The 12,269-nt window shown below is 63.5% G+C and carries 11 protein-coding genes; 3 read left to right on the top strand and 8 right to left on the bottom strand.

Annotation, left to right across the window (positions count from 1 at the left end):
• The 8 genes from GEV37_RS00005 to GEV37_RS00040 all read right to left on the bottom strand — a co-directional run.
• Positions 1–869: hypothetical protein (locus GEV37_RS00005; protein ID WP_264477639.1), on the bottom strand; the 869-nt coding region annotated here is incomplete at its 3' end.
• The gene (locus tag GEV37_RS00010) at positions 866–2,248 is read right to left on the bottom strand and encodes a retention module-containing protein (RefSeq protein ID WP_227388122.1); all 1,383 of its coding nucleotides are present in this window, start codon (positions 2,246–2,248) and stop codon (positions 866–868) included. The genes GEV37_RS00005 and GEV37_RS00010, both read right to left, overlap by 4 nt.
• A gap of 175 nt (positions 2,249–2,423) precedes the next feature.
• On the bottom strand, positions 2,424–3,050 hold the full coding sequence (locus tag GEV37_RS00015; protein ID WP_227388123.1) for a response regulator transcription factor: 627 nt from the start codon (positions 3,048–3,050) through the stop codon (positions 2,424–2,426).
• Positions 3,050–4,480 (bottom strand): HlyD family type I secretion periplasmic adaptor subunit, encoded by a 1,431-nt coding sequence (locus GEV37_RS00020; RefSeq protein ID WP_227389183.1) that lies wholly within the window; start codon positions 4,478–4,480, stop codon positions 3,050–3,052. Before GEV37_RS00020 ends, GEV37_RS00015 begins: the two co-directional genes overlap by 1 nt.
• Entirely contained in the window at positions 4,477–6,651 is a 2,175-nt protein-coding gene (locus GEV37_RS00025) for a type I secretion system permease/ATPase (protein WP_227388124.1), read from the bottom strand. The genes GEV37_RS00020 and GEV37_RS00025 overlap by 4 nt, the downstream gene beginning before the upstream one ends.
• 310 nt (positions 6,652–6,961) lie before the next feature.
• Complete coding sequence (locus GEV37_RS00030; RefSeq protein ID WP_227388125.1) at positions 6,962–8,428, bottom strand: TolC family outer membrane protein; 1,467 nt, start codon at positions 8,426–8,428, stop codon at positions 6,962–6,964.
• Between the two features lie 284 nt (positions 8,429–8,712).
• Positions 8,713–9,591, bottom strand: coding sequence for a DMT family transporter (locus tag GEV37_RS00035; protein ID WP_227388126.1), 879 nt, complete (start codon positions 9,589–9,591; stop codon positions 8,713–8,715).
• Entirely contained in the window at positions 9,588–9,857 is a 270-nt protein-coding gene (locus tag GEV37_RS00040; protein ID WP_227388127.1) for an Rdx family protein, read from the bottom strand. Before GEV37_RS00040 ends, GEV37_RS00035 begins: the two co-directional genes overlap by 4 nt.
• Positions 9,858–9,952: 95 nt before the next feature.
• Between GEV37_RS00040 and GEV37_RS00045 the strand changes: the two genes are divergently transcribed.
• The 3 genes from GEV37_RS00045 (at position 9,953) to GEV37_RS00055 (ending at position 12,236) form a co-directional block, all read left to right on the top strand.
• On the top strand, positions 9,953–11,266 hold the full coding sequence (locus GEV37_RS00045; protein ID WP_227388128.1) for an MFS transporter: 1,314 nt from the start codon (positions 9,953–9,955) through the stop codon (positions 11,264–11,266).
• 161 nt (positions 11,267–11,427) lie between these two features.
• Positions 11,428–11,862: a PAS domain-containing protein gene (locus GEV37_RS00050; protein WP_227388129.1), complete on the top strand. Its 435-nt coding sequence runs from the start codon at positions 11,428–11,430 to the stop codon at positions 11,860–11,862.
• Positions 11,863–12,023: 161 nt separating this feature from the next.
• Positions 12,024–12,236 (top strand): PA3496 family putative envelope integrity protein, encoded by a 213-nt coding sequence (locus tag GEV37_RS00055; RefSeq protein WP_227388130.1) that lies wholly within the window; start codon positions 12,024–12,026, stop codon positions 12,234–12,236.
• Positions 12,237–12,269 lie beyond the last annotated feature (33 nt).

The following is a 12,269-nucleotide window of genomic DNA, read 5'->3' on the forward strand; positions in this document are numbered from 1 at the left end:
TCCAGGGTGGCATCGCCGTTGTCGACCGTGGCTTCGACGGTGATGGCAGACGCCACCGCGTCGAGCTCCACGCCGGTGTTGGCGTTGATCTCGTTGCCGTTGCGGTCGGTGGCGATGGCTTCGACGGTCAGCTCGCCATCCACCAGACCGCTGACGTCCACGCCGTCCACGGCGTAGCTGCCATCGTCGTTGACGGTGGCATCGGCCGTCACGGTGTTGCCGTTCTGGTCGGTGATGGTGATCGTCACCACGCTGCCCGGGGCCACGTCGGTGGTAGTGCCGCGGATGTCCAGGGTGGCATCGCCGTTGTCGACCGTGGCTTCGACGGTGATGGCAGACGCCACCGCGTCGAGCTCCACGCCGGTGTTGGCGTTGATCTCGTTGCCGTTGCGGTCGGTGGCGATGGCTTCGACGGTCAGCTCGCCATCCACCAGACCGCTGACGTCCACGCCGTCCACGGCGTAGCTGCCATCGTCGTTGACGGTGGCATCGGCCGTCACGGTGTTGCCGTTCTGGTCAGTAATGGTGATCGTCACCACGCTGCCCGGGGCCACGTCGGTGGTGGTACCGCGGATATCCAGGGTCGCGTCGCCGTTGTCGACGGTCGCCTCGACGGTGATGGCGGACGCCACCGCGTCGAGCTCCACGCCGGTGTTGGCGTTGATCTCGTTGCCGTTACGGTCGGTGGCGACCGCCTCAACCGTGAGGTCGCCGTCGACCAGGCCACTAACGTCCACGCCGTCCACGCGGTAGCTGCCGTCATCGTTGACGGTGGCATCGGCGGTCACGGTGTTGCCGTTCTGGTCGGTGATGGTGAGCGTGACGGTGCTGTTCGGCGCGACACCGGTAGTAGAACCAACAATATTCAAAGTTGAGTTTTGATTATTGACCTGTGCATGCACATCAATCGAAGACTCAATATCTGAATCACTGTCCGCATCCGCATCGGAATCTGCATCTGCATCTGCATCTGCATCGGCATCGGCATCGGCATCGGCATCGGCATCGGCATCGGCATCAGCGTCCGAATCGGCATCTGCATCTGCATCAGCATCAGCATCTGAATCAGCGTCAGCGTCCGAATCAGCATCTGCGTCTGCGTCTGCGTCTGCGTCTGCGTCTGCGTCTGCGTCGGAATCTGCATCTGCATCTGCGTCGGCATCGGCATCAGCGTCCGAATCGGCATCTGCATCAGCGTCGGAATCTGCATCGGCATCGGCATCAGCGTCCGCATCGCATCGGCATCGGCATCGGCATCGGCATCAGCGTCCGAATCGGCATCTGCATCTGAATCAGCATCAGCATCTGCGTCGGCGTCTGCATCAGCGTCGGAATCTGCATCGGCATCGGCATCGGCATCGGCATCAGCGTCCGCATCGGCATCAGCGTCCGAATCGGCATCGGCATCGGCATCTGCATCTGCGTCCGAATCGGCATCAGCGTCCGCGTCAGCATCGGCATCTGCGTCCGAATCGGCATCTGCGTCGGCATCCGCATCCGCATCCGCATCCGCATCCGCATCCGCATCCGCGTCAGAATCGGCATCTGCATCTGCATCGGCGTCCGAATCGGCATCAGCGTCGGAATCTGCATCTGCATCTGCATCGGCGTCTGAGTCAGAATCGGCATCCGCATCCGCATCCGCATCGGAATCAGCATCTGCATCCCCATCACCTGGATCGGTCGGATCCGTGAGATCGATCGGGGCTGCAGGATCCAGGGGATCAGCCGGGGCGATGGGAGGCGTGGCGCCGGCGGCCAGTGCGTTTTCGTCGCCGCCGGAGAAGTCGAAGAATTCAGGGGAGGTGCCGGCGGCGGAGCCTGCGGAGGAGAAGCTCAGCGGGTCGACGTCTTCGGCGATACGCGCCACGCGCACGAAGGTGTTGCCGCCACCACCGCCACCGGCGATGCCCCCTGCAGCGGTGGCATCCAGCACGTCGAGAAGATCCGTGTCGCCGTCTTCGAGGGCGGCCAGCAGCGCCTCGAGGTCGTCATCCAGCACGCTGGCTTCGTCGGTGGCGACGAGGGCATCGTTCTCGAGCTCCGGCGTGATGGCGACTTCCTGACCACCTTCGACCACGCTGGGGCCGGCACCATCCCCGAAGTCCAGCTCGACGCGGCCACCGTCGGCGGTCACCAAGGTTTCCCCTTCGTTCAAGGTGTCGCCGATTCGCGCCTCGCGAACGTTGCCTGACGCGTCGATGACCCAGGCTTCGCCCGAGATAGAGATGACCGTTGCTGTCGCCATGAAAAAGATCCCCGGTAGACGTTAGTAGCCGCCGTTTCGTGAGGGCACGAAAAAGAGAACGCGGCTTATAGCGCAATGGTAGGACGTTTGGCGAGCGGAACCTATTGTACCGATGGGCAGAACGACGGTCTTTGAAGAGAGATACGCACCGGTCGCGAGGACCGGTGCGCAAGCATCACGCCGTGCGGGAGCTGGCGTTGTCCGAGAGCTTGAGAATGAGCTGGAGTCGGTCACGCACCGCCAGTTTCTTGAAGATCGCGCTGAGGTGCGCCTTGACCGTACGCTCGCCGATATCGAGTTGCCGGGCAATCTCCTTGTTGCTTGCTCCACGGGCAACCGCCAGGGCGACCGCGCGTTCGCGCTCGGTCAACTGACCCAGAAGCGGCGCGGAAAGCGATGGCTCACCGGCGTGGCGCTGCCGTAGAGCCTGGAACGAGCCGCTCAGAACCTTGGAAAGCAGTGCCTGGCCAGCCCAGATGCCCTGGTTCGTGACTACCAGCGCTACCTGCTCGAGCACCTCCGGCGCCGCTAGCGTATGGACGTAGCCGCGCGCACCTTGCTCGAAGGCCAGCAGCGCTTCCTGGTCGTCGGCGCTGTAGCTGAGCACGACGACCGTGGCGCCACGTTGGGCGAGCTCACCGACCCGCAGCGGCCAGTCATCGATCATCGTGACCAGCCAGGCCACGTCGCCTGTGCCGATCGCATCGCTGCCCTGCTCGGCCAAGATGGACGAGGCCTCGGGAAACGCCTCCATCCAGCGCGCTTTCATGTTCCCGTCGGTGGTTATGAAATGGTGTTTCATCAGCGCTCTCCCATTGAGTCACGCCACGCTCTTAGCACGGGCTTCAGCAGAAACTGCATGACCGTTCGTTTTCCTGTCACGATATCCACCTGCGCTGTCATCCCGGGAATGACCTGGAGCCTTTCGGCCGGATTCTCGTTGTCGATACTGCGCACACGCACTAGATAGAAGGTATTGCCGTCGTCATCGGTGATGGTATCGGCGCTGATATGCTCGAGCTCCGCCTGAAGGCCACCGTAAATGGAGTAGTCGTAGGCGGTGAGTTTGATAGTCGAGGCCTGGCCGGGATGCAGGAAGGCGATGTCCTTGGGAGCGATACGCGCCTCGACCAGTAGCTGGTCGTCGCTGGGGATGATCTCGATCACTTCCTGGCCGGGCTGGGCCACGCCGCCGATGGTGTTGATGTGGATACGCTGGATGACCCCGTCGACCGGCGAGCGGATCTCGGCCAGGCGCACGCGATCCTGCAGCCCGGTGCCGGACTGCTGCAGCGCGTTCAGATCGCCCACGGCCTGAGCCAGGTTGGTGCGCCATTCGCTACGACGCTCGGCGCTGAGTTCGCGCAACTGGGTCTGGGCCTCCTCGACCGCGGCCTGCAGACGCGAGACCGAGGCGTCCGCCTGGCTACGCTCGCCGGAGGCGCGGGACACTTCGCGCTCCAGGCGCAGCACCTCGACTTCCGACACCGCCCCGGAGGCGAGCAGCGGACGCGTCAGGTTGAGCTCCTGGCTAGCCATGCCCGCTTCACGGGCGGCAGTATCGCGCCGCGCCTGGGCTTCCCGAAGCTCTTCGCGACGCTGGCGTACGCGGTCTTCGAGCACGTTTTCCTGCTCGCGAAGCTCCTCGGTGCTGCTCTCGTACGCCTCGCGCTCCTGCATGACGATACCCGGCACCTCCTGGCGAAGCTCCTCCGAGGGCTCGAACGCCGTGCCGGTCGCCAGCGCCCGCAGGCGCTCGGCGCGCGCCTCCAAGGCATAGCGCTGGGCACGGTTCTCGCCGAAGTCGGACACGAACCGGGTTGGGTCGATTTGCATCAACACCTCGCCGGCGCTGACCACCTGGCCTTCACGCACGTTGATCTGCTCGACCACGCCGCCATCGAAGGACTGGATGCGCTGCAGATGGCTGGCCGGAATCACTCGCCCCGTGCCGCGCGTTACCTCGTCGATTGGAGCGAAGTAGGCCCATACCAGCACGGCGAGAAACGCCAGCAAGGTGGTATAAAGGAACAGCCGCGCGCGAATCGGCTCCTGCTGCATGCGCGCCCAATCGGTGTCGCTTGCCCAGTCGCGGCTTAAGTGGGCCGCGCTCACCCGGCGGGCGAACAGCCGATCCATGAACGGCCGAAACGGTTTCTGGCCCTGTTCGGAAAAGCGCCCGATGGCCTCGAAGCCTTTCTGCTCGGTGGTGGAGGATGTCTTCTCCATCAGGAGGCCCTCCCGATCTGGCCGTTGCGCAGCGCTTCGACCACGCTATCACGCGGGCCGTCCGCCACAACCTTGCCGGCATCCATGACGATAATGCGATCCACCAGCGACAGCAGCGATGTGCGGTGCGTGACCACCAGCACGGTCTTGCCCTCGGCAATCGCCGTGAGGTTGGCCTTGAAGGCCTCTTCGCTGGCGTTGTCCATGGCGCTGGTCGGCTCGTCGAGCAGCAGCACCGGCGGATCCTGCACGAGCGCCCGGGCAATGGCCACGGCCTGCTTCTGACCGCCGGACAACGCCTGACCGCGCTCGCCTACCTGCAGGTCCACCCCCTTGGGATGGCCGTTCACCAGCGGCTCCAGCCCGGCGATCTTGATCGCGCGCAGCAGGGCGTGGTCGTCCACGCGGTCGCTGCCGCCGCCGGCGACGATGTTGTCCCTGAGCGAACCGGAGAACAGGCTCACGTCCTGAGGCACATAGCCGATGTGGCGGCGCAGTTGCAACGGATCGAGCTGGCGAATGTCGACCCCGTCGAGCATCACCGCGCCGGCGCTGGGCCGATAGAAGCCGAGCAGCAGCTTGTTGAGCGAGGACTTACCGCACCCTACACGCCCCAGCAGCGCGACCTTCTCGCCCTCCTTGATGGTTAGCGAGATGTCGCGCAGCGCGTCGCGCTCCTCGTCCGGGTAGCGCAGCGACACTTTCTCGAGCTGCAGATGACCGCTGACGCTAGGCTTTTCGACGTAGGCCTTGCCTTCGTGGCGCTCCTCCTTCTTGGCCATCACCTGGTTGAGCGACTCGAGTGCCGTGGAAGACTGGTGGTACTGGGCGAGCAGCGCCGCCGCCTGACTGATGGGCGCCATGGCGCGCGACGACAGCATGTAGCTTGCGATCAGCCCGCCCTGGGAAAGATTGCCTTCGATGATCTGGTAGACGCCGACGATGATGACGCAGATCGCCACGCTGTTCTGCGCCCAAAGCGCCACGCTCGAGACCGAGGAGCTGACGTGCTTGAGCTGGGCGCCGGTGCGCGAGAGAAAGGCGGTCGCTTTCTCCCAGTGACGCTGGATGCGGCTCTCCGCGCGCAGCGCCTTGACGTTCTCGAGCTGGGAGACCGACTCCACCAGCAGAGCGTTGCGCTGGGCGCCCACCTCCCAGGTGGTCTGGGAAAGCTCGTGGAGCTTGCCCTGCGCTGCCAACGCGTAGAGCAGCACGAACACAATGCCGACGATCACCGGCAGCGCCAGCCACGGGTTGATCAGCGCGATGATCGCCAGAAACATCAACACGAAGGGAAGATCGACGATGCCCACGATGGTCGCCGAGCCGATGAAGGCACGCACCGACTCGAAGGATTGCAACGTCGAGGTGAACGAACCGGTCGAGGCCGGCCGCTCCTCCATGCGCATGCCCAGCACCTTGGCCATGATCGCCGAGGAGAGCTTGACGTCCGCCCGGCTGGCGGCCAGGTCCACGAAGGCGCTGCGCATCAGACGAAGCGCCAGGTCGAAGCACAGCACGATGAATACGCCGAGCGCCATCACCCAGAGCGTTTCAGTCGCCTGGTTCGGCACCACCCGATCGTAGACGTTGAGGATGAACAGCGGCATGGCGAGCGCGAAGATGTTGATGGCTACCGATCCGCACACGATGTCGCGGTAGAGTCGCCGGTTCTCCTTGATGACGCTCCAGAACCAGTGCTGGCGGCGCGTCTTGTCGACACCGGGCTCGCTGGTGTTGTCCGCCTGGAAGCGAGGCCGCACGTAGATCGCCTCGCCGCTGTAGCCGGCGTTGAGCTCGTCGAGTGCCACGTCGACGGCGGCCTCCGAAAGCTCCGGGAAGATAACGCTGGCCTTGCCCTGCTGGGCATCGATGCCCAGCAGAACGCAGGCCCGCCCCGGCTCCAGCAGCAGGACGACCGGAAATAGCGCCGGGTTGAGGTTGGCCAGTGCGCTCTTGACGATGCGCGCGGTCAGTCCGGCACGCTTTGCGGCACGCCCGAACACGGAGGGCGTGAGATTGCCCTTCTCGAGCGGAAGACCGGCCTTGAGCGCCTCGGAGGAGACCTCGTGCTGATGATAGCTCGCGATCGCCTTGAGACATTCGAGCAGTTCATCGCTCGAACGTTCGGGGGACGGAGCCCGAGTAGAAACTACCTGTTTGCCCTGCGCCACTAAAGCCTCGTCTCCTGTGCACGGGAGTGCCGTGATAAGAAAGATGCGTCGATGCGCGTCACCGCGCCCCTTACCCCGGCGCCAGAAATGGGGGGATCGCCGCGCGTTGGTTTCCAGCGAAGTCAAGCGCATTTAACGCCAGATACACCCTCCGCAATGACCCGATAACGTCATACTTACACGCCTATATTCACGCCATGATGTCGAAATCAAGCAAGGCTTCACTCCTTGCCGCGCCGGGCGGTCCACAGGGACACATCGACAGGCACCCGTGACCGAGACGGGTGCTTGCCAACCAGGCCGAAACGCTTCAGTTCCCGGAAGAAGCGGAAATGCCCCGAGTGAAGTCTTCCAGCGTGAAACCGCTGGGCCCGTCGAGCGCGCAGGTATCGGCGGAGCTCAGCGTCATGCCGTCGTAGCCGAGCTCGGATAGGCTCGGGATATCGTCGCGGGTGACGCCGAGCGTGGGCATGAGCTGCCCCATAGACGCCAGCGTGCGCGCCTGGGCGAGGGTCAGATCGAACTCGGCGTTGGCGAAGGCACGACTGGCTTCGAAGTACTCGTTCTCGCTGTCGAGCACATCGAGCAGCGTCCGCTGGCCGATGTCGAACTGCTGCTGATAGGCGCCGCGCACGCGGTCGATGGACTGGCGATGCTCGTTGAGGTAGCTCAGCTGTTCGCGCAGACGCTGGGTATCGTTGTAGGCGATCTGGGTAGTCTGGCGCACGTTGGTGCAGGCCACTTCACGCTGGCTCTGAGCCTGCTCGATGCGCGATGCGGCGGCCTCGAAGGAGGCGCGGTCCGCCCCGCCGCGATACAGGTTCATGCTGGCCACCAGCTGAATGCTGTGCTCGTCGCTGCGCCCAGCGGCGACGCTATCCTGATTGTTGGTACCGGTACGCCCCTGGATATCCAGACGCGGCAGGTAGCCTGCCCGCGCAGCGTCTTGCTGGGCGCGCGCCACGGCAATATTCTCGATCGCCGCCTGGAAGTCGGGGTTGCCCTCGAAGGCCATGCGCACGGCCTCGGTGACGTTGGCCGGCAGGTTCGTCTCGAGCGACGGCGCCGGCAGCATGTTCTGGGCGGGCAGCTGGCCGACGATGCGCTGGTAGCGCGCCGTCACATCGTGCAGGTTGGACGCCTCCGACATCAGGTTGGACTCGGCCAGCGCCAGGCGGCCGTTGATCTGCTCGAGATCCACCCCACGGCCGGCGCCAGAAAGTGTACGCTCCTCGATCTGGCCGAAGACACGCTGGTGCTGACGGTAGTTGTCCTGGGCCAGGCGGACCAGCTCGCGATAGCGCATAACATCGAGGTAACTGCGAAAGGCTTCCAGGGCCACTTCTTCGCTGGCACCGAGGAGCTCGAAGTAGGCGATCAGCCGCGTGCGATCGAGCCGCTCGACCTCGCTGCGCGTGGCAAAGCCGTCGAACACCATCTGCGAAAGCGTCAGCTCGGCGAAGTCACTGCTGTAGCTGCCACGCCCGTCGTTCTCCTGGTCCTGACGCCCCACTCCCGCACGCACGTCGACGGTCGGCAGATAGCCGCCACGGGCAGCGCGCACGTCGCTGCCGGATGCGTTGAAGCTCGACCAGGCAGCGTTGACCTGCGGGTTGGTGACGATGGTCTGCTGGATGGCGCTGGGCAAGTCGGTGGATCCAGGCGCGTAGAGGCTCGCCGGCAGCGACTGCGCCAGGGCAGACAGCGGAAGGCAGGTCAGCGTGGCCACCGTGAGCGGACGAAACGCGCGTGCCGAGAAGAGATGCTTCAGTTTCATTGTGACATTGTCTTTCATGTGCCTGGATTCCTAGTGAACGCTTCGACCTACCGATGAAATCGCGACCCGCCTTGTCGCTTGGCCCGAACAAACGCCCCTGCATTCTCCTGGCATACCATTCTTCTGGAACGCCATTCGCCTAAAATACATGGAGATCATTCACGGACCGCGCTAGCCCCCTCGAGCTTCACTTAAATTAATTAAGTGCAATTGAAAGGCAAGTTATAAAAACAAATGTCACAAAAATTTACAATAAATATCTCAAAAAAACGCCTTACTCTGATTCATCCCTTTTGATTAGCTGGTAATTGCTGAAGAGCCAGGCCTGCCAGGATCAGGCCAAGCCCTGTGAATGTCGAGATCAGAAGAGGCTCGCCCATCACGAAGTGGAGAAGCATGAGCGACACCGGAGGCGACAGGAAGATCAGATTGGATACCTTGGCGGTGCGTGAGATGCCATTCACCGCCAACTGCCAGAGAAGAAACGCAATGCCCATCTCGAACAGGCCCACGTAGACACCGGCGCCCAGCGCCGGCCAGCCATGCCAGGTAACACCTGGCCCTAAAAGTAGCAAAAAAGTGAGTACCGGCAAGCCGATGGTGAAATTTTGCCACTGCCCCACCAACGGCTCGCGCGCATCACGAGCGTTGAGCAGCCAGTAGAGCGCCCAGATCAGCGTCGAACAGAGCGCGAAGACCACTCCCAGCGGATCCTCGAAAGCCATGTCGAACACGCGCCCACGCGTGGCGATCACCCAGACGCCGGCATAGGCCATCACACCGGCCAGCACGTCGAGCCGCGACAGGCGCTGGCCCAGCAGCGGAACGGCCAGAAAGGCCATCGCCAGCGCCCAGGTGTAGTTGAGCGCCATGGCTTCTTGCCCCGGCAGCCGGTCATAGGCGGCGAACAGCACCAGGTAATAGGCTACCGGATTCATCAAGCCCGCCCAGGCGGCGGTTTTCCAACCGGATGCGAGCGCGACCCGGCCCAACCCGCGATGCACGACGAGCGCTCCCATCAATGCCCAAGACACGAGGGCCGCCATCCACATCAGCTCCAGCGGACTCATGAAGGCCAGCGCGAACTTGAAGGCAGTGGCGACGGTGGACCAGAGCGCGACCGCTCCTAGACCAAAGGCGATGGCGCGTCGATCCCCGCTCATCGGTCGATGTGCCCCAGATCTCTCTTGGGGTCGATCCGGTCACGCACGCGCTGCTTGAGGGTCTTGACGTCGGGAAAGCCACCATCACGCTTGCGTTCCCAGATCAGCTCGTCGTCGCAGCGAATTTCGAAGGTTCCGCCATGGGCAGGTGCGAGGGCGACCTCTTCGAGCTGGTCGCCGAAGGTGGAGAGAAGCTCCTGGGCGTACCAGGCGCTTCGCAGAAGCCAATTGCACTGGGTGCAGTAGCGGATCGATATACGCGGCATTGCCTTCATCCCAAATGTTCTAATATGAGCTGGCGAATCGGCATTCTGTCACTTCGTCTTGTTTACTGCCAATGAGTCACTGCCAAGGAATCGTGATGGCCGAGCACCCCCCTTCCCAGACCCGCCTGTTCGAATGGATGACCGGCGACGACGATAGCCGAATGTGCAAGGACATACCCGACGCGGCGTGTCAGGAGCAGCCGCGCAACTTCTTTCTTCACCTGTTCGCCGCGCTCGGCAACAAGCTCGCCGACGAGCTCTCGAGCGCTCGCCTGGTGCTGCCCTGGCTGATGGGCATCATCGGCGCGCCGGTCTGGATGGTGGGTCTTCTGGTTCCCATTCGCGAAGCGGGCGCCCTGCTTCCCCAGATCTTCGTGGCCGGCTTCATTCGTCCGCTGCCCCGGCGCAAGTGGGTGTGGGTGGCGGGGGCGGTGCTGCAGGCCGGGGGCGCCTTCGTTCTGGCGCTTCTGGCGCTCTTCGGCACCGGCACCACGGGAGGCGCGCTGGTGCTCGCCGCCCTGGTCCTGCTGTCGCTTGCACGCGGCGTATCGTCGATCGCCACCAAGGACGTCATGGGCAAGACCATCGCCAAGCGCCGTCGCGGCACGCTGATGGGCTACAGCGGCAGCGTCGCCGGGGCGGTAACGCTCGCCGCCGGGGGTGTGCTGATGCTGTTCGGCGACCGTCCCGGCAACTGGGCGCTGGCGGTCCTTCTCATCATCGCTGCCCTGGGGTGGCTCCTCAACGCGCTCTGCGTCGCCCGCATCCAAGAAGAGGCCGGCGCCGTCGATGGCGGCCAGAATGCCTGGACGAGCATCAAGTACGGCCTGTCGCTCTTGAAGCACGACCGGGCGTTTCTGCACTTCAACGTATCGCGTGCGCTACTGCTGTCGAGCGCTCTGGCGCTGCCGTACCTCGCTCTTCTCGGCCAGCAGCAAAGCGGCACCGACCTTGGCAACCTGGGCCTGCTGGTGGTGGTATCGGGGCTGGCCGCCCTGGTGGCGAGCCCGGTCTGGGGCAAGCTGGCCGACCAGTCCAGCCGCCGGGTGATGTGCTACGCCGCGACCGGCACGGCGCTGGGCTGCGCACTGGGGGCGAGCCTCTTCTGGCTGCCGGGGGACTGGACGAACAGCGCGGTTCCCTACGCGCTGATCTATGCCCTGCTGGTCATCGTTCACCATGGCGTGCGTCTGGGACGCAAGACCTACCTGGTCGATATCGCCACCCAGGACGATCGCGCGCTCTACGTCGCGCTTTCCAACACCTTGACCGGCATCTTGATGCTTGCCGTCGGCGGCGCGGTAGGCGCGCTTGCACAATGGCTGGGAACCGCTACGCTACTGGGGGTATTGGCCATGACTGCCGTAGGCGCCCTTGCAAGCGCCTATCGACTTCCCGAAGTCGAATGACCCCATACTTCCTGTCGTCTCCCCTGCCCCAGGGCGAGATTACTTGCCAGTGCGCGCATGTCTACCTATGTTAGGGGGGTTGGTCAGTTTAAGTACCGTTGACCCCGCGCTGATGCACAGCGCCATGGCAGCGGATGAGCGATAAGCAATAGGACCCTTTTATGAAACGATCTCCTCTAATCAATCCCGAGCTGCTCGAGCGTATCGTTGATGCATCGGATGACGGCATCGTCGTATCAGAGCAGGAGGGAGACGAAAACATCCTCATTTATGTCAACAAAGGGTTCGAGCGCCTGACCGGTTACACCGCCGATGAGATACTCTATCGGGACTGCCGTTTTCTGCAGAACGACGACCGCGACCAGGAGGCACTCGACGCGATTCGCGATGCGCTCAAGAGCGGTCGCCCCTGTCGCGAAGTGCTGCGCAACTATCGCAAGGACGGCACCATGTTCTGGAACGAGCTCTCGATCACCCCGGTGTTCGATGAAAGCGACAACCTGATGTACTGCGTGGGCGTGCAGAAGGACGTGACCGAACGCGTAGAAGCGCAGAACGCGCTGTCGGCACTGCAGAAAAAGCACGAAATTGCCTGAACGGGCGCCAGGCGCATTTAACGCTTGAAATTCCCTCCAACCGACGCTATATAGCGCCTAAGCGCGGACACCGCGCTGGGCGCTCAGCTCGATCATCGACCGTACCGTCGAGGCTGAGTCGTTTCAATGCCGGCAAGCCGGCTTGGGTTGGAGGGCCTACCATGAGCCGTGACCCCCTTAATCGTGATGCCTTCTCCGCCTCGAACCTCGAAGGCGACGACTTCGACAACCTGGATGCCGTCAACGACGAGCAATACTCCAAGCACAAACCCAGCAAGGCCGATACGTTGCGCGCTCGCCGTCAGGTAGAGGCTTGGCTCGAAGAGCGCAGGCTCAAGCGCGCCATCGAGGATGACTGGGACGAGGAAGAGTAACGCTTCGCCCTCTCCGCCTTTCTCTTCCTGCAT

The sequence above is a fragment of the Vreelandella malpeensis genome (genome assembly GCF_020622355.1).
Lineage (GTDB): Bacteria > Pseudomonadota > Gammaproteobacteria > Pseudomonadales > Halomonadaceae > Vreelandella > Vreelandella malpeensis.

Coding starts and splice junctions, on each gene's coding strand:
- GEV37_RS00010 (WP_227388122.1), bottom strand. CDS start 2,248: ATGGCGACAGCAACGGTCATCTCTATCTCGGGCGAAGCCTGGGTCATC.
- GEV37_RS00015 (WP_227388123.1), bottom strand. CDS start 3,050: ATGAAACACCATTTCATAACCACCGACGGGAACATGAAAGCGCGCTGG.
- GEV37_RS00030 (WP_227388125.1), bottom strand. CDS start 8,428: ATGAAACTGAAGCATCTCTTCTCGGCACGCGCGTTTCGTCCGCTCACG.
- GEV37_RS00035 (WP_227388126.1), bottom strand. CDS start 9,591: ATGAGCGGGGATCGACGCGCCATCGCCTTTGGTCTAGGAGCGGTCGCG.
- GEV37_RS00040 (WP_227388127.1), bottom strand. CDS start 9,857: ATGCCGCGTATATCGATCCGCTACTGCACCCAGTGCAATTGGCTTCTG.
- GEV37_RS00045 (WP_227388128.1), top strand. CDS start 9,953: ATGGCCGAGCACCCCCCTTCCCAGACCCGCCTGTTCGAATGGATGACC.
- GEV37_RS00050 (WP_227388129.1), top strand. CDS start 11,428: ATGAAACGATCTCCTCTAATCAATCCCGAGCTGCTCGAGCGTATCGTT.
- GEV37_RS00055 (WP_227388130.1), top strand. CDS start 12,024: ATGAGCCGTGACCCCCTTAATCGTGATGCCTTCTCCGCCTCGAACCTC.